Source organism: Labrenzia sp. THAF82 (assembly GCF_009363435.1).
Taxonomy (GTDB): domain Bacteria; phylum Pseudomonadota; class Alphaproteobacteria; order Rhizobiales; family Stappiaceae; genus Roseibium; species Roseibium porphyridii.
The window spans coordinates 1,816,002-1,836,287 of sequence record NZ_CP045354.1 but is presented as its reverse complement, the minus strand read 5'-3'; the positions used below and the strand labels follow the sequence as shown (position 1 = coordinate 1,836,287).

At 55.8% G+C, this 20,286-nt stretch carries 17 protein-coding genes; 11 read left to right on the top strand and 6 right to left on the bottom strand.

Annotated elements, in window-relative coordinates:
• Positions 1 to 101: 101 nt before the first annotated feature.
• The 5 genes from FIV00_RS08650 to mtnK all read right to left on the bottom strand — a co-directional run bounded on the left by FIV00_RS08650 (position 102) and on the right by mtnK (position 5,500).
• Complete coding sequence (locus FIV00_RS08650) at positions 102 to 1,244, bottom strand: NADH:flavin oxidoreductase/NADH oxidase (protein WP_152500367.1); 1,143 nt, start codon at positions 1,242 to 1,244, stop codon at positions 102 to 104.
• Between the two features lie 213 nt (positions 1,245 to 1,457).
• Positions 1,458 to 2,123 (bottom strand): class II aldolase/adducin family protein, encoded by a 666-nt coding sequence (locus FIV00_RS08645; RefSeq protein ID WP_152500366.1) that lies wholly within the window; start codon positions 2,121 to 2,123, stop codon positions 1,458 to 1,460.
• Complete coding sequence (locus tag FIV00_RS08640) at positions 2,116 to 3,135, bottom strand: sugar-binding transcriptional regulator (protein WP_152500365.1); 1,020 nt, start codon at positions 3,133 to 3,135, stop codon at positions 2,116 to 2,118. Before FIV00_RS08640 ends, FIV00_RS08645 begins: the two co-directional genes overlap by 8 nt.
• Positions 3,132 to 4,241, bottom strand: coding sequence for an S-methyl-5-thioribose-1-phosphate isomerase (gene mtnA / locus FIV00_RS08635; RefSeq protein ID WP_152500364.1), 1,110 nt, complete (start codon positions 4,239 to 4,241; stop codon positions 3,132 to 3,134). The genes FIV00_RS08640 and mtnA overlap by 4 nt, the downstream gene beginning before the upstream one ends.
• Positions 4,238 to 5,500, bottom strand: a complete 1,263-nt coding sequence (gene mtnK, locus FIV00_RS08630) for an S-methyl-5-thioribose kinase (protein ID WP_152500363.1) — start codon at positions 5,498 to 5,500, stop codon at positions 4,238 to 4,240. Before mtnK ends, mtnA begins: the two co-directional genes overlap by 4 nt.
• Positions 5,501 to 5,638: 138 nt before the next feature.
• Here mtnK and FIV00_RS08625 point away from each other — a divergent pair, with 138 nt between their 5' ends.
• The 5 genes from FIV00_RS08625 (at position 5,639) to FIV00_RS08605 (ending at position 12,883) form a co-directional block, all read left to right on the top strand.
• On the top strand, positions 5,639 to 7,153 hold the full coding sequence (locus FIV00_RS08625) for a sugar ABC transporter ATP-binding protein (RefSeq protein ID WP_209006862.1): 1,515 nt from the start codon (positions 5,639 to 5,641) through the stop codon (positions 7,151 to 7,153).
• A 10-nt stretch (positions 7,154 to 7,163) separates the two neighbouring features.
• The gene (locus FIV00_RS08620) at positions 7,164 to 8,177 is read left to right on the top strand and encodes an ABC transporter permease (protein ID WP_152500362.1); all 1,014 of its coding nucleotides are present in this window, start codon (positions 7,164 to 7,166) and stop codon (positions 8,175 to 8,177) included.
• Between the two features lie 55 nt (positions 8,178 to 8,232).
• Positions 8,233 to 9,255 carry a substrate-binding domain-containing protein gene (locus FIV00_RS08615; RefSeq protein ID WP_247649407.1) on the top strand — a complete coding sequence of 341 codons (1,023 nt, stop codon included), beginning with the start codon at positions 8,233 to 8,235 and terminating at the stop codon, positions 9,253 to 9,255.
• A 178-nt stretch (positions 9,256 to 9,433) separates the two neighbouring features.
• The gene (locus FIV00_RS08610; protein ID WP_152500360.1) at positions 9,434 to 10,447 is read left to right on the top strand and encodes a LacI family DNA-binding transcriptional regulator; all 1,014 of its coding nucleotides are present in this window, start codon (positions 9,434 to 9,436) and stop codon (positions 10,445 to 10,447) included.
• Between the two features lie 186 nt (positions 10,448 to 10,633).
• Positions 10,634 to 12,883 (top strand): glycoside hydrolase family 2 TIM barrel-domain containing protein, encoded by a 2,250-nt coding sequence (locus tag FIV00_RS08605; protein WP_152500359.1) that lies wholly within the window; start codon positions 10,634 to 10,636, stop codon positions 12,881 to 12,883.
• A 37-nt stretch (positions 12,884 to 12,920) separates the two neighbouring features.
• On the opposite strand, the gene FIV00_RS08600 is transcribed toward FIV00_RS08605, so the two are convergent.
• Positions 12,921 to 13,640 carry a GntR family transcriptional regulator gene (locus tag FIV00_RS08600; protein ID WP_152500358.1) on the bottom strand — a complete coding sequence of 240 codons (720 nt, stop codon included), beginning with the start codon at positions 13,638 to 13,640 and terminating at the stop codon, positions 12,921 to 12,923.
• Positions 13,641 to 13,768: 128 nt separating this feature from the next.
• Between FIV00_RS08600 and FIV00_RS08595 the strand changes: the two genes are divergently transcribed.
• The 6 genes from FIV00_RS08595 to FIV00_RS08570 all read left to right on the top strand — a co-directional run bounded on the left by FIV00_RS08595 (position 13,769) and on the right by FIV00_RS08570 (position 20,280).
• A complete protein-coding gene (locus FIV00_RS08595; RefSeq protein ID WP_209006861.1) occupies positions 13,769 to 14,818 on the top strand; it encodes a Gfo/Idh/MocA family protein in 1,050 nt (349 codons plus the stop codon).
• The gene (locus FIV00_RS08590; RefSeq protein ID WP_152500357.1) at positions 14,819 to 15,838 is read left to right on the top strand and encodes a Gfo/Idh/MocA family protein; all 1,020 of its coding nucleotides are present in this window, start codon (positions 14,819 to 14,821) and stop codon (positions 15,836 to 15,838) included.
• Entirely contained in the window at positions 15,835 to 16,890 is a 1,056-nt protein-coding gene (locus FIV00_RS08585) for a Gfo/Idh/MocA family protein (RefSeq protein WP_152500356.1), read from the top strand. Before FIV00_RS08590 ends, FIV00_RS08585 begins: the two co-directional genes overlap by 4 nt.
• Before the next feature lie 33 nt (positions 16,891 to 16,923).
• Positions 16,924 to 18,198 (top strand): ABC transporter substrate-binding protein, encoded by a 1,275-nt coding sequence (locus tag FIV00_RS08580; protein ID WP_152500355.1) that lies wholly within the window; start codon positions 16,924 to 16,926, stop codon positions 18,196 to 18,198.
• Positions 18,199 to 18,266: 68 nt separating this feature from the next.
• Positions 18,267 to 19,235, top strand: a complete 969-nt coding sequence (locus tag FIV00_RS08575) for a carbohydrate ABC transporter permease (RefSeq protein ID WP_152500354.1) — start codon at positions 18,267 to 18,269, stop codon at positions 19,233 to 19,235.
• Positions 19,228 to 20,280 carry a carbohydrate ABC transporter permease gene (locus FIV00_RS08570; protein WP_152500353.1) on the top strand — a complete coding sequence of 351 codons (1,053 nt, stop codon included), beginning with the start codon at positions 19,228 to 19,230 and terminating at the stop codon, positions 20,278 to 20,280. The genes FIV00_RS08575 and FIV00_RS08570 overlap by 8 nt, the downstream gene beginning before the upstream one ends.
• Positions 20,281 to 20,286 lie beyond the last annotated feature (6 nt).

The window sequence follows — 20,286 nt, the reverse complement described above, 5'->3', positions numbered from 1 at the left end:
CACTAAAGAGACATGAAATTAGCCGGCTAGAGTATCTTCAACGGAAAGATGCGTCCTTGCTTTGCTTGTGCAGGTCGCTTCCAACTGCTTTCAGCGTCCGATCAATCTGACCGGAGCCCCAGTTTCCTGAGCAACCGATCCCGTTTCATCAGCCACCAGCCTGACTCGATCGGCCAACTCTCAAAAGAAGTATCATCGCCAAGAGTTCCAGCACTGCGCAAAGGCCAGTTGGGATCATCCAAAAGCTCTCTTGCAAGAGCAATCATGTCGGCTTTCCCTGCCTGGAGGATGTCCTCGCAAGCCTGCGGATTCCATAGGAAGCCCACCGCCATGGTCGCAATCTCCGCCTCTTTGCGCACCTTCTCGGCAAATGGCGTCTGGAACCCTTCCTCGATTTTCATCCGGCGCGGACGTTCTTTACCACCGATGCCACCCGTCGAACAATCGATGAGATCCACGCCGGCTTTCGACAGTGCAATTGCAGTCTTGACCGTGTCTTCGACTTCCAGACCACCGTCAAGCCAGTCGGTCGCCGACAAGCGGAACGCCAAGGGGTAGTCTTCCGGCCAATGGGCACGAATGGATTTCGCGACTTCGACTGCGAACCTTGACCGGTTTTCAGCTGAGCCGCCCCAACGGTCGGTGCGTTGGTTTGAAATCGGAGACAGGAACTGGTGGATCAGAAAACCATGCGCCGCATAAACCTCGATCATCTTGAACCCGGCCTTGCGAGCTCTTTCAGCTGCCCTGCCGAATGAATGGACAACGCGCTGAATGTCCTCATCGGTCAGTTCAGCTGGTTCCGGCCATCCTTGTGCATATGGGATCGCGGACGGCGCGCACGCCTGCCACGGGTCTTCGCCTCGTGCAGAACTGTCTTCCTGATCAACCGGTGTTTCACCATGCCAGGGACGCCTTTCCGACGCCTTCCGGCCGGCATGGCTCAGCTGAATGCCGGGAATTGCACCCTCTTTGCTGATGAACTCGGCAATGGGTTTGAGGGCGCTGATCTGAGCGTCGTCCCAAAGCCCGAGGTCGCCGTGCGTTCGCCGTCCGTCCCTTTCCACAGCGGTCGCCTCGGCATAAACCAATCCGGCCCCACCAAGGGCAAACCGACCCAGATGAACCATGTGCCAATCGTTCGCATGACCATCGATCGCTCGATACTGGCTCATGGGTGAGACGGCAATGCGGTTCTTGAAAACCACTTCACGAAGCTTGAAGGAGGAAAATAGTTTCGACATGCATATCACCACTGAGGTCCGGTTGTAGCTGAGTGCTACTGAGCACTTCCGGCAATCTCAACCAGCTTGAGCAGGATTCGACCTGAAATGAAGTTCACTTTTTAGATAAGTTGCAGAATGGCTTGAGCTGGTTTGGCGCAAACAACGACTGCTCGTCCGCGAGCACGTTCCTGAATGCCCCGTCAGCCAGGTAGCGGCAAGAACACTAGCTGCTCAGGTGGACTTGATCCCATAGTTGGCAACCGCCCCAAGAACCTCGTCGATTTGTTTCGCCGAAAGGATATGAGGTTTGCCGACCGATTGGCTGACGATATAGGCGTGCGCCAGAACTTCCAGCTCTTCCATGCGCCAGAGAGCCTTTTCCAGTGTTTCACCAACGACAACGGCCCCGTGATTTGCCATCAGACAGCCGTGCCGAGAGATCATCGCACCGGTAACATGTTCGGACAATTCGTCGCTTCCAAAAAGCGCATAGTCCGCAAGCGGCACGGTGTTGCCTCCGAAAATCGCGACCATATAGTGACATGCCGGAATCGCCATCCGGTTGATGGACAACGCGGTACAGTGAACCGGATGAGCATGAACAACGGCATGCATATCGGGCTTGTCGCGCAAAAGCGCCTGATGAAACTGCCATTCGGTCGACGGTGGAAAAGGTCCCTTGGCCTTTCCTTTTCCTTGAAGGGGAACGGTCGCCAGCATGTCAGGTGTCATCCTGTCATAGGGAACACCGGAGGGAGTAATGATCATCTTCTTGCCGGCACGCACGGATATGTTTCCAGATGTGCCCTGGTTGATGCCTCGCCGGTTCATCTCCTTGCACGTGTCGATGATCGCCTGCCTGAGTTTTTTTGTGTCCTTGTAAGGTGCCTTAAGCATATTCCGTCGCCAATTTGAGCAAGTCGGCCGCCGTGCTTGAGCAGGTGGCGACATGAGTGGCATATCCGCCGCGAATGGCCGCAAGCATCGGCTCGGCCCGATCTGGACCCGAACCGACCAGAAGCCCCATATCCTTGTTGCGCATCTGATCAAGCGTGACCGCAATCATGCGATCCTCAATGTCCCGATTAAGGCCCTGGCCCTTGTGGTCAATCAGTCTGCCACAAATGACTCCAATAGCGCCCTTCTCCGCACAAGACTCAATATCCGCCCTATCCAGGAGACCTGTGTGAACCACATGGCTGTCTTCGCCACAGGTTCCGCAGGCGAAAATAGTCTTGTTGCAATTCGCCACGGCCTGAAGCTGCGCTTCAATAACCGGTTCCTGCCTCAGCCGTTCAACAAGATCCTTGTTGGACAAGACCAGAGGCACATGCAGATTGACACAGTGAGCCCCATACCGTCTGGCGAGCGTCGCCGAACAGGTTTCCGCCGCAAATCCGAGTGCTGCCGGACGGGACCCGACAAGCTGGACGATCGTCAGGTTTTCCATAGTGACGCGCGGCGCCGCCTCAGCCACCCTGTAAACCGTCTCGCCCCAGGCAACACCGAGCCGGTCACCCGGTTCCAAAAGCCCGGGAAGCCAGTCAGCCACAACACGTGTCACCCGCTCCAGAGACTTCTCAGCACCGTCTGGTGACGACGGAATGACGACGGCATCTCGCAGACCGAACTGATCAACAAGGCGGCGCGCCAGATCCTGATTTCGAAAGACATCCGTGTCGAGCGATATGCGCACATAGTCCCGCTTGCGGGCTTCCGCCAGATAATTGACGACCGTCGCCCGAGAAATACTGAGCCTTTCGGCAATCTCGTTCTGATTCATGCCGTCCTGATAGTAGCACCAGGTAACCTCAACGATTGCATCTTCCTGCGGGCGAGCGCGTGCAACCTGGCCGCGCGCGCCGCTCCTGCCGTCCGCTGGTCGGGACTTGGACGGACTTGGTCTCATGCTCTCTTGGCGACCTGCGCAAGATCGGGAAACAATTCTGCAAGCCCTGCGGCACTTGCCTCGCAAATACCCCGCTCGGTGATCAGACCCGTCACCAGATGGTTCGGTGTCACATCAAACGCCGGATTGCCGCCCGCGGTCCCAATCGGAGTAACCTGCACCTGGCCGATACTCCCGTCATCCGTCAGTCCCTGCACATGGGTTACTTCCCTTTCCATGCGTTCTTCGATCGGGATTTCGGCGACCCCATCATCGACGGTCCAGTCAATGGTCGGCGACGGCAGCGCGACATAAAACGGAACGTTGTTGGCCTGTGCTGCAAGTGCTTTCAGGTAAGTTCCGATCTTGTTGCAAACATCTCCGCGGCGCGTGGTGCGGTCCGTTCCGGTGATCACCAGATCCACCATTCCATGCTGCATCAAGTGACCGCCGGCATTGTCGGTGATGTAAGTATGCGGAATGCCGTGGCTCCCAAGTTCCCACGACGTCAACGCACCCTGATTACGAGGCCGCGTCTCGTCGACCCACACGTGGATTGCAATGTTTTCATCATGCGCCTGATACATTGGGCTTGTCGCCGTGCCCCAATCCACCGTCGCGATCCAGCCGGCATTGCAATGGGTCAGGATGCGCACGGGTTCCCCGTCCCGCTTGCCGGCTGCTATCTTGCGGATGATTTCCAGACCGTTCAAACCTATGCGGTGATTGATGTCCACATCCTCGTCTGAAATGTCATGCGCAAGCCGCAAGGCAGCAGCGGACCGCTCACTTTCAGGCAGCGCTTTCAAAGCAGTTCGGCACCGATTGAGCGCCCATCGAAGATTGATGGCCGTCGGCCGTGTCTTGTCCAGAAACGCCCAGGCATTGTCCAGATTTGCATCAGAAGGATCGGTCGCTGCGGCAAGGGCCATGCCATAGGCAGCGGTGGCCCCGATCAACGGTGCACCACGCACCCGCATTTCAACTATCGCATCAGCAAAGTCCTGAAGCGTTTCAACATGTTGCACCCGAAATTCGTGAGGCAGCCATCGTTGATCGATAATTTGAAGTGCGCCCTTGTCCTCATCCCACCAAAGCGAGCGGTAGTGGGTTCCGTTGACCTTCATAGGATGTCCTTCTTGTTGACTTGGCGCGCAAGCAACAGCAACTCGTCCAACGAACCACACGTCTCGGCATTGAGGATAAGTTCCGCGCCCATGTGGAGATTGCGAGCTTCCAGTGCTGCCTTGAGGCCCTTGTCTTCGATCTCTTCGAAATCCGCGTTGTGCGCCAGCGACAATGTCCTTCGATGCATTTCGATGCCGCAGAACCCAAGAGCTTCTGTCCAGATTTCTGCGAGCAGACCGGCACAGGCGTCGGCTGAATTATGTCCCTGCCCTTCAAACAGCGCTTCCGGATATAGCATTCCCGTTCGTTCGGTCTGCCAGAGACGGGTGAACTCTTCTTCAAAAATCTCGACGACCTCCCGGACCACAGTCAGGAGCCATTCCTGATAGTCGTCCAATTTGTCTTTTGTCCTATGCGCAGGCTGGCTGAAATAGGCCATGAAGAAATTTGCCAGCAGCATCCCGATATCGAACCCCATTGGTCCGTATTGAACAAATTCCGGATCGATGACGCGGCTTTCTGTGTCAGTGGACATGATCGAACCGCTGTGAAGGTCGCCATGCACCATCGTCTCCGTGTTGGAGGCGAATTTCATCAGGTGGCGCTGCACCTTTGCCTTCAGCCTGGCATCTGAGCGCAAATTGGCAACGACAGCATCCAGTCCGTCTGTATGGTGGTTCATCTCCGCGTCATAATACGGGTCGGTGAAGACGAGCGCTTCGGTAATCGCCGGTATTTCAATATTGCCGGAAAAGAGGCCGACATCCTTTTTTTTGTCTGCGCTCTTCATGGACAGTTCCGATCCGCGAAAAGCTGTCCGCGCGCAAAACTTTCCGAGGAAATTTCCAAGGCCTGCAACCTTGTCGCCGTCGATCAGCTTTCGGCGCAGGATCTTGTGCGGTGCCAGGAATTCCATGACAATCAGCGCCTGCGTGTCGTCAAAGTGATAGACAGCCGGCACCGAGCCCGGATCGCGTTCGGCCTGTCGAACCAGGGCGTGATTTTCAAAAAAAGCCCGGTAGAGCGGCAAAGGCCAGCTGTCGCCGACAAGACGAACATAAGGCAACGCCTGCTTGACGACCACGGCCCCTTCCGGGCCCTCCACGATGAAAACCAAATTCAGATTGCCGTCACCGACTTCACGTACGGTCCAAAGTGCCGGGTCGGATCCGACGCGTTTCGCCACGGCGTCGATCGATGCGAGACGGGCTGCGAGCGTTTCCGGCGTTAACGGTCGATACTGATCAGGCGTATCCATGACTGTGAAATTTCCTCTCTTATCCCACCCGATAATGATCAAGATTGTTCAAAAGTCAACTCGGTTGACAAATGACTATTTTGCGTGCTGTAACTCTAATCAAGGGGATAAAAGCCCCGCAAAATTTTGGGAGGAACGGTGCAAAACGTCACCTGCAAACTCCGCGGTCTGGAAAAGTCCTTCGGACAAAATCACGTCCTCAAAGGCATCGATCTGGATCTGCGGTCCGGAGAAGTTACGGCATTGATGGGAGCCAACGGCGCGGGCAAGTCTACGCTCGTGAAAGTGTTGTGCGGCTACCATTTTGCCGATGGCGGCAACATTGAGCTAGGCGGCGAACCATTCTCTCCAACAGATGCCGCCGACGCCATATCCAAGGGCGTCGTAACGGTTCACCAGTCTATCGACGACGGCGTGATCCCGGATCTGGACGTGGCCACCAACCTGACTCTCGACCGCTTGACCGAGCCTGGCGTCGGATTGTTTGTCAACGACAGGAAGCTGAGAGCGCAAGCGCGCGAAGTCGCCGAGAGCATGGGACTGACCATGGACGTGCGCATGCGTGTTGCCGACCTTGATGTCGCCGACAGGCAGATGATCGCGATCGCTCGCGCTATGGCCCGCGCACCAAAACTGCTCATTCTGGACGAGCCTACATCGTCCCTTTCGTCATCCGAGGCCGAGCGCCTCTTTGCCCTGATCGATCGGCTGCGGGCGGAAGGGGTGGCGATCTTGTATATTTCTCACCGCATGTCCGACATTCGGCGTATCGCTGACAGGATCGTCACAATGCGTGATGGTGCGATCTCGGGCCTGTTCGAAGCAGAACCTCTCGATTATGTCGGTGCGGTCAATGCAATGCTCGGGCATCAGATGACCGAAGTGGACATCGATCCCGTCCCCGGCGGACAGCCGGTTCTTCAGCTCCAAAATCTGAAACTGTTTGAAGACAGTCGGCCAATTGACTTCGAAGCCCGCGAGGGAGAAGTCGTCGCCTTTACCGGCTTGCTCGGATCCGGAAAGACGCAGCTGGCCGAAATCATTTACGGGCTTTCAAAACCTTCCGGCGGCAATCTCCTTCTGGATGGAAAGGAATATCAGCCAGCAGGTGCAGGGGATGCGGTCTCCAAAGGCGTCTTCATGTCGCCCAAGGATCGGAGCGTGAATGCTGTCGTGCCCGATTTTGATATCGCCAACAACATGACAGTGCCCTTTCTGAGAGCCTTCAGCCGATTTTCATTTCTGGGCGACAAGGCGCAACGCAAAGCGACCGACGACATGATCGACCGGATCGGAGTGGTTTGCCAATCCAATTCCGACGGCATCGACACCTTGTCGGGCGGCAACCAGCAAAAGGTCATGATTGGTCGCTGGTTGCTCAAGGCCTCGCGCATTCTCCTGCTCGACGAGCCTTTCCAGGGCGTCGACATCGGTGCGCGGCGCGATATAGGACGGTATATCCGCCAAACGGCTCAGGACCGAACAACGCTTGTCTTTGTCGCTGAAATCGACGAGGCGCTGGAAATTGCGGACCGGATCGTCGTCCTGAACGAGGCGGCAATCGCCGGTGAATACATCAACAAGAATGTCGACTTGAACAGCCTGGTTGCGGATGTGTCCGGCCCCGGTGAGCGGCTGGCTCTCGCAGGATGATATTTGGAAAATGAACAAGAACGCACTCGATTTCGCTATTAAATACGGCTTCCTGATCCTTCTGGGCGGGCTCGCGCTTTTCTTCTCGATTTATGCGAGCGGGTTTGCCAGCCCGCGCTCGGCTGTCTTCATTTTGCAGTCGGTGGCGATTACCGGCATCCTGGCCCTCGGTGTCACGTGCACCCTGGTGGTCGGCGGTTTTGACCTCTCTATCGGGTCGGTCGCGACCTCGGCTTTGATGCTGTCGGCCTATACGATGGTCGTCCTCGAACAATCGGCCTTTGTCGCAGTTGCACTCTGCCTCATTATGGGAGCGATCGTCGGACTGGTGAACGGCCTTTTGATCGTCAAGATGCGTGTGCCCGATCTTCTGGCCACCCTTGGCATGATGTTCCTTCTGATCGGTCTTCAGCGTATTCCGACACAGGGCAATTCGATTGCAACCGGCATGAGCCTTGAGAACGGGGCGGTGGCCGAAGGCACTTTCTCCGCCGCTTTTCTCTGGCTCGGTCGTCATCGGTTCGACCTTTTCCTGGACAGGCTCGTGCCCGTGCCGGTGGTCGTCTTCCTGCTGATCGCCCTCTTGATCTGGCTGTTTCTCGGCTACACCCGGCATGGACGCCTGATGTATGCGATCGGCTCCAACGAAAGAGCGGCCGGACTGGTTGGCACAAATGTCCACCGCTACAAGATTGTTGCTTACATGATATCCGGCATGCTTGCCTCGGTTGGCGGAATTCTGCTTGCGGCGCGTTTGGGCCGCGGCGACATCGCATCGGGTAACAATTTGCTGCTCGACAGTGTGGCTGCTGCCCTGATCGGCTTTGCGGTTCTCGGTGCAGCCCGTCCGAACGCATTCGGCACCGCAGCAGGTGCTCTTTTTGTCGGCATTCTCCTTCAGGGTCTGACCATGATGAATGCCCCTTACTACATGCAGGATTTCGTCAAGGGAGCCGTGCTGGTCGCGGCCCTGGTCTTTACTTTCTACCTGTCATCGCGACGCGGAGGCAGGAGAACTGCGTGACGCCCGCCGGGCGCCGTTCATATTGGGAGGAAACAATATGCTCAGACGTGAATTCATGAAGCTGGCCATGGTGGCCGGCCTGGGTCTTGGCGGCGGCAGTGCGCTTGCAGCCGACATGCCCGCACCCTTCGACAAGCCTGAGGACGTGAAAATCGCACTTGTGCGCTATCTTTCGACAGGCGACTTCTTCCAGTCCTATCTTTCGGGCGTGGAAAAGCAGGCTGAAGCGCTTGGTGTCGACTTGCGTGTCTTTGACAGCCGCCAGGATGCGGCTCTGCAGGCGGATATGGTCGACCAGGCAATCGCCCTTGGCGTTGACGGGATCGTCATTCAACATGGATTGACGGAGTCCATGAAACCTGCCGCCCAACGGGCCGTCGATGCCGGCATCAAGGTTGTCGCGTTTGATGTGAACGTCGAAAACGAATCCATCCCCCAGGTCGAGCAGTCCGACTACCTTCTTGGCAAAATGGCGCTCGATCAGGCGATCAAGGACAACGGCAACAGCTTCACCGCTGGTTATGTCTACGTGCCAGGCATTGCCCCCCTTGACCGACGGGACATCGCCTGGAAGGAAGTCAAGAAAGACAACCCAGGCATCAAGGAAGCTGCCATGTTCGGCACGCTCGACAATCCGATTGCCAACTCGGTTGCCAATCAGGCGCGCTCTGTGCTGCAGGCCAATCCGACCATCAACGTCGTCTTCGCACCTTATGACGAGTTTGCGAAGGGTGTGAAAATCGCCGTTGATGAGGCCGGCCTCAACCAGGACATCAAGATCTATTCCGCGGATGTCTCCACCGCCGACATCTCCGCCATGCGTGAGCCGGACTCAGCTTGGGCGGCAACGGTTGCCACCAACCCTGCCGTCGTTGGCGAGGTCAGCGTGCGTACTCTTGCACTCATGCTGGCCGGTGAAGATCCGGGCAAGCAGGTCATTGTTCCGCCGACCCTGATCACACAATCCTTCCTGAACGAGCAAGACGTGCGCAACATGGAAGACCTTGGCGAAAAGATGCCCCAGTTCCAGCACGCCGATGTTTCCGTCGCCGAATGGATCCCCTTGCCGGCCCGCTAAGTCCGGTCAAGCCAGCTAGAAAAGCCCGGCACTGTGTTGCCGGGCTTTTTTTTGTAAATCAGCTCGCATTCGATCCGAGGCTGATGCCTTGAAATCCGAACATATTGCAATTTCTATGAGGTTCTGGATGTTGTAATCCGCTCTCACCCATCGGCATTCATTCCGGCAAGTAGACCCAGTGGCCAAACTAAAAGACATTGCTGAAATTGTCGGCACTTCAATTGCAACTGTGTCCAGAGTTCTGAACAGGGATGCCACGATCTCCGTTTCACCGAAGACCCGCGCACGTATTGTCGCCGTTGCGGAAGAACTCGACTACAAGCCGTTGAAGGAACGCCGGAGCACACACACCTCTGGACGAACGTCTTTCCGCCCGAAAGTTTCAGAAATATACCTCGAACTTGGTGAGCGCTGGAAGCACGTCTCCGAAGGGTCTTATTATTCAAGACTGAAAAACGGCGTCGAGAGCCGGTGTCTTGAACTCGATGTCCACGTGGTAACGGTAAAGCGCCTTTACCCCGAGCTTTTCCAGTCGGATGGCAAAACCCGCGGCGCCATTGTTGTCGGGCAAGGGTCTGGCATTCACAGACAGGCTCGGGATTTTTGGCAAAATCTGATCGTATTTGCCGATTTCCTGCGCGAAGAACCCGATTTTGACAGCGTTGGGCACGATCTTTATTCCGCGACTGAGCAGCTCATGACCGGTTTGACATCCAGGGGCTATCGCAGAATTGGTTTCATCGGTGGGTGCTCGCTCGGCGAACATCCTGAGATCTACGAAGCTCGATTTGAAGCTTACAAAGACTGGCTCAGCAGAAAAGGTGTTTTCGACACTTCTCTCGTCTCACTGGCGGGAAACACGACGGACAATGGTCTTGAATGTACACGAGAGTTACTTGCTGTAACACCGAGACCGGATGCCATTGTGGCCTGCACTGACGACATGGCGGTTGGAGCCTACAAGGCTGTTCGGGACGCCGGTCTCAAAGTGGCGCAGGATGTAGCGGTTGTCGGGTTCAATGACAATCCGGCATCGGAACTTTTGGACCCGGCATTGGCAAGTGTAAGGCTCGCTCCGGAGGAGATCGGCGCTTCAGCTGTCAATCTGTTGCTGGAACGGCTCGCAGGACGCTTCACCGCCAAGAAAGTTGTCCTGCAGTCTCCGATAATCTGGCGGAACAGCGTGAAGTAAAATTTGCATCAAAAATTTTAGTAAAATTTTACTACACAGACTTTCGGCGCCGTCACATTGTGGTCGAACTTGAGGGCTGCAACAGCCGTCCCACTGGCGATCGCGCCCTCAGGTATTTCCGGTTGGGTAGCTCCAATGGCGTATCTGCCCAACCGGACCCACAAATTCCACCGGACAGGACCACCAATGCCCAAGAAACTGAATTTCTGTGAAGACTGGACCTTCACCGCTGGTTTTGAGCCGGAAATGGCAGGTCAACACCTCGACGGCGACACGGTGAGATTACCGCATACCGCCATTGAATTGCCGTTCGACTATTTTGACGAACGCTCCTATCAGAAACCCTTCACCTATCAAAAGAAGCTGCAATGGTCTGACACCTTTAAGAACAAGGAGATCAATCTCCTCTTTGACGGTGTCATGGCGAATGCATCAGTTTATTTGAACGGTACGCACATTGCAGGACATAAGGACGGTTACACGCCGTTTGAAGTCCGATTGACAGAAGCTTTTCGCGAAGGCGAATGCCTGATCACCGTATGCGTCGACGGAACGGAAAATCCCGAAATTCCACCTTTCGGTGGCCGTATCGACTATCTGACCTATGCAGGCATCTATCGCGAAGCGTGGTTGCAAATCGCTGACAGTATCTCGATCAAGAATGTGAAGATCGAGACGCGAAACACCTTGAGCGATGCCCCCGGCGTTGAGGCCAGGATCTGGTTGAGCAATCCTTCTCAAACGGCGATCAGAGGTCAGCTGCAGGGCGAACTGGTTTCACCTGACGGCAAGATCATTGCGACGTGCACAACTGACGTTATCACCGATCAGGTGTCCGTTTTGACATTCGAGAACCTGGAAAACATCTCGCTATGGGACCTGGATAAACCAGACCTCTACGCGCTCCGCCTTGCTTTGCGCGCAGATGGTTCAAAAGACAATTTCGAGACATTCTTTGGATTCCGGACCGCAGAATTCACACCGGAAGGCTTCCTTCTCAACGGCAGGAAAGTGAAGCTGATCGGGCTGAACAGGCACCAATCCTTCCCCTATTCCGGTTATGCACAGGGCAGAGCTTCGCAGGAACGCGATGCCCAACTGCTCAAGGAAGAGTTGGGCTGCAATATCGTCAGAACCTCTCACTACCCTCAATCGCCATGGTTTCTGGACCATTGCGACAGGATCGGGCTTCTGGTTCTGGAGGAAACACCCGGCTGGCAGCATATTGGCGGAGAGGCCTGGAAAGACGAAGCGGTTCGAAATGTGCGGCGCATGATCGAGCGGGACTGGAACCATCCGTCCATCGTGCTTTGGGGTGTCCGCATCAATGAATCTCCGGACGACGACGCCTTTTATCAGCGCACGAATACCCTTGCCCGGGAACTGGATGGCACGCGCCAGACGGGTGGCATTCGAAAAGACACAGAAAGTTCGCTTCTTGAAGATGTTTACACCTTCAACGATTTCGTTCTGGGGTCGTTTGAAGACTCTCGCGTCAATCGTCCACGGACGCCGCTGAGAGACCAGAAGGAAACCACGGGTCTCAGCAATCCGGTGCCCTATCTCGTGACCGAATATAACGGTCATATGTACCCCACCAAGATCTTCGATCAGGAACAACGGCAGATAGAGCATGTCACCCGACACCTTGAAATTCTGAACGCTGCCTATGGTGACGACGCTGTCTCAGGCTGCATTGGCTGGTGCATGTTCGACTACAACACCCATCAGGATTTCGGATCCGGTGACAGAGTTTGTTATCACGGTGTCATGACAATGTTTCGGGAAATGAAGCTTGCGGGTCACGCCTATGCAAGCCAGATGAGCCCGGATCGCAAGGTGATTTTGGAACCTGTCAGCATATGGGCACGCGGTGAACGCAACATCGGCGGCACGCTTCCTCTGATGGTGTTGTCGAATTGCGACGAGATCAGAATGACCTATTCCAATGGCAACAGCTTCGAGATCTTCCGCGACAGAAAGAACTTTCCTCATTTGCCGCATCCACCGTTCTGCCTCCCGCTGAGTACGGAGGCCGAAGACGCCCTCGGGGTCTGGGGGCATGACTGGCCGGATGTAGAATTTATCGGTTACCTGAATGGTGAGGTGGCCGTCAGGCGGAAATTTGTCGCCAACCCCTTGGCAACAGAGCTGCGCCTGGAAGCGGATCGGGTGACGCTCAATCCGGACCATTACGAAACGCGCGTCCTGGCTAAGGCGCTGGACCAGGTCGGCAATCCGCTCGCCTTTCTCAATGACAGCATTTCCATTGAACTCGATGGACCGATTGAACTCATCGGGCCAACGACAGTCGCCATGAGAGGTGGCGGCACCGGCTTCTGGGTGCGCGCGCAGTCAGGACAAAAGGGACGCGCGAATATCAGCGTGAAAACATCCCGGTTTCCCGAAAGAAGGATCACTCTTCAGGTTGAATAGCCCTGCCCCGCACCGGCAACCGACGGTTTGCGACTGCTCAATCATCGAAATAGTCCGAGTGCCGTATCTCAAGATCGGACAAGACCTTCAAGATGGAAGAGAAATGCAATTCACCAAAACGCACCGCTTCTGAGAGGTCCTGAGCGCAGATTGCTTCAAAAATCCGCGCATGCTCGTCTTTCAGAAATCCCAGATGGTTCTTGTCTCGGAGAGATAAAACGCGCAGTCGGTCCAGAACCATCTTTTCCTTCTCCAGAACCTGTGCAGCACGCGGAAATCCCGTTGCTTCGGCAAGTTCAAGGTGAAACACATCGTCCAGGTTTCCGAAAACGACTGCGTCGCCAATCGCAGCAGCGTCTTCCTGCGCTTGCAGGTTTTGAAGCAAGCGATCGTGTGAGGCACTGGGCAAGCCGCCGGAGGCCAGGCGGCGAATATTCGCCATCTCAAGAGCTTCCCGCAAATAGCGGGCTTCAAGGATTTTCTCCTTGTTCAGCCGGGAAACAAAATTGCCGCGGCTGGGATAGGTGACCACCAGTCCCGCCTCGCGAAGGCGCATGAAGGCTTCTCGAACCGGCGTTCTGCTGGCCCCGAATTTCGCAGCAATTTCAGCCTCAGAGACAATGCATCCGGGCTGTAGATCCATATTCAGGATGGCGTGTTTTATCGACCCGAAGATCTGATCGCCCGCAGGTTTGGAAGCGTCAATGCGCTTGAATTCCAGGTCCGTGCGTGCCGGACTATTGGCAGTTGTCGTCATTGCGTTTCGACCAAATTGATACAGGAAATTTCCAGATGCCTACCTACCGGTATACCGGTACACACATCTATTTACAACCGGTATACCGGTGTGCTAGTTGATAATTATAGGTGGTCGAGAAGGTCCTAATGAGTATGCAAGTAGCCTTGATCGGACTTGGTATGGTGGCGCAGACCCATGCACGCGCCATTGCCGCCACAAACGGCAAGGTTTCATTGCGAGGCGTTCTTTCGCGCAGCAAGGAAAGCGCCGAAGCGTTCTTGACCGAGGCATCCGATATCTTCCCGAATGCGCCAAAGGCCTATGCAGGCCTTCAGGAACTGGTGTCCGATCAGGACTTGGATTTCGTGATTGTCTGCACACCGCCAAATGCCCGGGCGGACATTGTCTCAGCACTTGCAGACCGCGGCCTTCCAATCCTCATGGAAAAGCCGATTGAGCGGACCTATCAGGCAGCAGAAGAAATCGTCAGGCGCTGCGAAACCGCTGCAGTTCCGCTCGGCATTGTCTTTCAGCATCGCATGCGCGCTTCCGCCAAACAGCTGAAAAGGGTCCTGAAACAAGGGACATTGGGACAGATCGCCATGGTGGAGATCTCGGTTCCCTGGTGGCGGGCGCAGTCCTACTACGACGAACCCGGTCGCGGAACCTATCAACGCGACGGTGGTGGTGTGTTGATTTCACAGGCAATCCATACACTGGATCTTGCCTTGTCTCTAACTGGCCCGATCATCGAAGTTCAGTCAATGGCGGCAAAGACGTCCCTTCACGACCTGGAAGCAGAAGATTTTGTCAGTGCCGGGTTGCGATTTGACAATGGTGCGGTCGGCTCTCTCGTTGCCAGTACGGCAAGTTTTCCCGGCGGCGCGGAATCGATCACCCTTCATTGCCAGCATGGATCTGCAGTCCTGAAGTCCGGTCAACTGGAGCTCCTGATGCATGATGGCAGCATCGACACATTCGGCGAGGAAAGCGCGACGGGTGGCGGAGCCGACCCGATGGCATTCACGCACGAATGGCACCAGGCGGTGATCGAGGATATGGCCGACGCAATTGTCGACAAACGCGCACCGATATGCAGCGGTCGCGAGGCATTGCGCGTGCACCGTTTGATCCAGGCCCTGATCCAATCGGCTACGCAAAAGTCAGCCGTAGCAATCCCCCAATTGGAGTCCTGAATGTCAAAATCCCTCAAGTTTGCTGCGTTGGGAATTGATCACCGACACATCTTTGGAATGTCGGAGAACATGAAACAGGCTGGGGCTGAATTTGCATCCTGGTGGACACTGGGAAAACCTGAAACCCACGAAGGCTTTGCAAAACGTTTTCCGGATGTTCCGATGGTCGAGAACCTGGAAGACATTCTCAACGATCCTGCCATAGATCTCGTGCTGATTGCGTCTGTGCCCGCGCAACGCGCGGAGTTGGCGATTGCCGCGATGGAGGCCGGGAAGGATGTCATGGTCGACAAGCCCGGCTGCACGACGCTGGAACAGCTGGATGCGATCAAAAACTGTGTTGAACGGACTGGCCGTATTTGGTCCGTGAACTTTTCTGAACGCTTCGAAGTCGCAAGCGTTACGCGAGCTGCGGAATTGGTTCAGGAAGGCGCTATCGGCAAGGTGGTCCAAACTCTGGGCATGGGACCGCATCGACTGAACGAAGCCACCCGGCCTGAATGGTTCTTCGAGCGCGACAGCTATGGCGGCATCCTGACGGATATAGCATCACACCAGATCGACCAGTTTCTTTATTTCACTGGGTCAACAGATGCCGAGATCACCGCTGCAAGCGTAGCAAACTACGCCAACCCGCATCGCCCAGGACTGCAGGATTTCGGCGAAATCGTGCTGCGCAGTTCCCAGGGACACGGTTACATTCGTGTCGACTGGTATACGCCCGATGCGCTCCCGACCTGGGGTGATGGCAGACTGACGATCTTGGGAACGCAGGGCTATATTGAGCTGCGCAAATATGTCGACGTGGCTGGAGCGCCTGGCATCGATCACTTGTTCCTGGTGAACGGTACATGCTGCGAAAAGATCGACTGTTCAAAAGCCGGTTTGCCCTACTTCCAACGTCTTAGCGACGACATCAGAAACCGCTCGGAGACCGCGATGCCACAAGCCCACGCCTTCAAGGTGATGGAGCTTGGACTGAAGGCACAGCGCATTGCTGAAGATCGAGGCCAATCATGATCCGGGTCGCAATCATTGGTGCCGGAATCGGCCGGGCCCATCTGGAAGGCTATCGCGCTTTGCCCGACAGGTTTTCCGTCAAAACCATGTGCGATCTGGATGTTGAACGTGCAGCGGATGTCGTCGCGGGCACCAGCGTTCAGGTAGAGACGGATCTTTCCAAGGTGATGTCCGATCCTGCCATCGATCTGGTGGATGTCTGTCTGCCGCCACACCTTCACTACCCCGTCGTGATGCAGGCCCTTGAAGCCGGCAAGCATGTGGTTTGCGAAAAACCGCTGGTGACCTCGCTCAAGGAAGCTGACGAGTTGGTGGCCGCCGCAAGAAAGGCAGACCGGCGCCTGACCCCGGTCTTCCAGTATCGCTTTGGGCCGGGCATGGCCAAACTGAAGGCCTTGATCGATGCCGGGCTTGCGGGCAAGCCCTATGCCGCAAGTCTTGAAACGCACTGGGACAGGGATGAAGCCTATTACGCGGTGCCCTGGCGCGGAACCTGGGAAGGTGAAAACGGCGGCGCTGTTCTTGGCCATGCCATTCACAATCATGACTTGCTCATTACGGTCATGGGCGCTCCGGCGCGTGTGAACGCTGCAGTTGCCACGCGCGTGAACGACATTGAAGTGGAAGATTGCGCTGCAATTTCATTTCAAATGGCCAATGGCAGTGTGGCAACCAGTTCGATCACCCTCGGTGCTTCGACAAACACCAGCCGTATTCGGTTCTGCTTTGAAGGTTTGACGGCCGAAAGTGGCAGCGAACCATATGCGCCGGCTGAAGGTGAATGGACATTCATTGCCCGTGCGCCCGTCAAGCAGGCGGAAATCGATGACGTCCTGTCCGGGGTGCAGGATGGACTTTCAGGGTTTGCCGGCTTCTTTGAGGCCTTGGCGGACGCACTGGAAAACGACGGCACACTTGCCGTAAGCGCGGAAGACGGGCGACAATCCATTGAGCTCGTCAGCGCGATTTACCAGGCAGCACGTGAGAACAGGTCGATAAGCCTGCCACTGACTGCCGACAACGAGCTTTATTCAGGCTGGAAACCAAAATAGCTGACCTGAATACTGATAAAGGGAGGAGTAAAGATGAACAGGAAACTCGAACTTGCCAGCGGTGCCGTACTCGCATCGCTCATGCTGGGCGTCGGAGCGGCATCTGCTGAAGAAATTCGGCTCATGTGTTCCTCAGACGGCAACGAATGCGAAGCCGCGATGGAAATCATTCAGCGCTTTGAAGCTGACAATCCCGGCGTCAAGGTTGTCATGGACAAGGTGCCGTACAAGGCAATTCTGGAAAATCTGCCGGTTCAGCTTGCGGCCGGAACCGGTCCGGATATCGCCAAGGTGACGGATCTCGGCGGGCTCAACGAGTACTATCTCGATCTCGCGCCTTACGTAGATCGCGACTATTGGGAAACGTCGTTTGGCGACACGTTGAACTGGTACCGTTCGGGACCGGACGACGATGGCATCTATGGCATGCACTCGCAGCTGACGATCACAGGTCCTTATATCAACAAGACCCTGTTCGAACAGGCCGGTGTCGAAATTCCGGCAGCTGATGCTGACTGGGACACCTGGGCCGAGGCTGCCCGCCAGGTCGCCGAAGCAACGCAAACGCCATTCCCGATGGCTATGGACCGGTCCGGTCACCGCATCGCGGGTCCTGCGATTTCCTATGGTGCCAAACTGTTTAACGAAAACGGCGATCCGATCCTCGTCGATGACGCTTTCACGGAATACGTCAACAAATTTGTCGGATGGCACAATGACGGTACCATGGCCCGTGACGTGTGGGGCGCCAGCGGTGGCACCAGCTACCAGGATGCAGCGCAGGAGTTCATCAACGGCGAACTCGTCTACTACTTCTCGGGCAGCTGGCAAGTGCAGCGGATGGATTCGTCCATAGGCGACGCCTTTGACTGGGAAGTCGTGGGATCACCATGCGGTGCTGCTGGCTGTTCCGGCATGCCGGGCGGCGCGGGCTTTGTCGGCTTCAAGGACACCAAACATCCTGAAACCGTTGCCAAGCTGATCGACTATCTCGCTCAGGAAGACAACTACACCGAACTCACCGCAAAGTCGCTCAACATTCCGGCGCATTCGGGTGTGGCGGCCAAGGGCGTGACTTATATCGACGCCTCTCAAAAGGCCAACGACGCGCTGAACGCATGGGGAGCGCAGGTCGCCAAGATCCTGCCTGTCGCCTTCAAGTATCAGGGCTACAAGAACAACCGGGCCATGTTCAACATCACCCTGTCCAGGGTTTCACAGGCAATTGTCGGTGAGCTCAGCGTTGAAGACGCCATGGACCGGGCGAAGGAAGACCTCGCAACCGCCTTGGCGGAAGCTGGCAAATAAGACCGGTTAGCTCTTAAGGGCGGGCGCACCCTGCGCCCGCCCCCTTCGGCATTGGCGGGCAAGATGTCATGATCAGAATTGTTTCCTTCTTTATGGACCTCATCGACATCCCGATGAGGCATGCACAAAAGTATCTGCGAGGGCATACAATTGCCTGGGTGTTCCTTTTGCCCAACCTTGTCCTCTTCGGCCTGTTCGCGTTCCTGCCAATTCTTTTGAACGTTGCTTATGCCTTTACCGGCACTGACAACATCATGCTTTGGGACAGAACTTATGTGGCTGGCGACAATTTCGCCGCACTGACGGCCTGTTCCAACTATCTGGATGCAAACAGCTGCGAACTCGATCTGTTCTGGCGCTCCGTTCACAACACGTTGTTGTTCATAGTCCTTCAGGTCGGGATCATGGTGGGCGTTTCACTGGTGACTGCGCTGATCCTGAACCGCAGAATTCGTGCCCGCGGATTTTTCCGAAGTGTCTTCTTCTTTCCCGTGCTGTTGTCTCCGGTCGTTGTCGCCCTGATCTGGAAGTGGATCCTGCAGAGAAACGGTCTTATGAATGCGGGCCTTGAGCAACTCGGGCTAGAACGCGTTATCTGGATGCTTGACCGGAACTGGGCCTTCGCATGGTCTGTGTTCTTGTCTGTTTGGGCGCATATGGGGTTTTATACCCTGATCCTCCTGGCGGGCCTGCAAGCGATCCCACGAGATGTCTATGACGCGGCAACCATGGATGCCGCAAAGCCCTTCCGCACTTTCTACCGGATCACACTGCCTCTCTTGATGCCGACCATGCTCGTCGTGATGGTGCTGGCACTCATCAAAGGCGTTCAGACGTTTGATGAGGTGTACGCATTCACCGGAGGCGGTCCGGGTTCAGCCACGACACTGATCATCCAATACATTTACGAGACGGGTTTTGCCGGAGCACCAAGGCTGTTTGGCCTGGCCTCAGCAGCGTCGATCATTCTTGCAGTCGTCCTGGCAGCTTTGACCTTCCTCCAGCTCAAGTTTACGAGGAAGAACGCAGATGGCTAAGACACTTGAGTTTTTGACCCGGACGCGTGGTCACGGCAAGCTTCACTGGACGGACTGGTTTACCTACGCCTATCTGCTGTTCGGCATCTTGCTGATGTTTGGCCCGGTTGTCTGGCTGGTCATGTCATCCTTCAAGACGGATGCAGAACTCGACCGGTTTCCACCCCGCTTTCTTCCCTATGCAGCCCAAACAGTTGAACTGGAGGGGTACTCCAAACCCCTGCCGCTTTACAAGGTCGTCGCTGGAGACCTGACCGGTGAGACGGTTGCGCAGGTTCGGCGGATCGGCCTGACCTCCCAGGTTGTGCGCCTCGATGCGCCGGAGGAGATTATCAAGATCAACCTGAAGGACCGGGAACCGATCGAACGGATCTCGATTGCGACCGAAAACTACACCGATCTCTTCAGCAAATTCGATTTTCTGCGGTTTTTCTGGAACAGCACCTTCATCACGGTCGTAGCAACGGTAATCATGCTGATCGTGAATTCGATGGCCGCCTTCGCCCTGGCGAAATACAAGTTCAGTGGCAGAGCCGCCGTTATGGCCATGGTCATAGGGGTTTTAATGATCCCGCAAACCGTGGTTCTCGTTCCCTTGTTCATCGTGACCAAGGAACTCGGGATGCTCGACAGCCTCTGGGGTGTCATTGTGCCGGGAGCCGCCACGCCGACCGGGATTTTCCTTTTGAGGCAATACATGCTGACCATCCCGGACGAAATCCTGGATGCTGCGCGCATGGACAAGGCAAGTGAGTGGAAAATCTACTGGCGCATTGTCCTTCCCTTGAGCGCGCCTGCAATTGCCGTTCTGGCGATCCTTGCCATCATGTGGCGCTGGAATGATTTCCTCTGGCCGCTGATTGCGCTGTCCAGATCTGAAAACTTTACACTGCAATTGGCGCTGAACTCCTTCCAGGGTGAGATGACCACCCAGTGGAGCAGCCTCTTGGCCATGACGGTTCTGACCCTTCTGCCGGTCGCCTTCGTGTTTGCCTTCTTACAGAAATACATCGCAACCGGAATTGCTTCGACTGGTGGCAAATAACCAAAA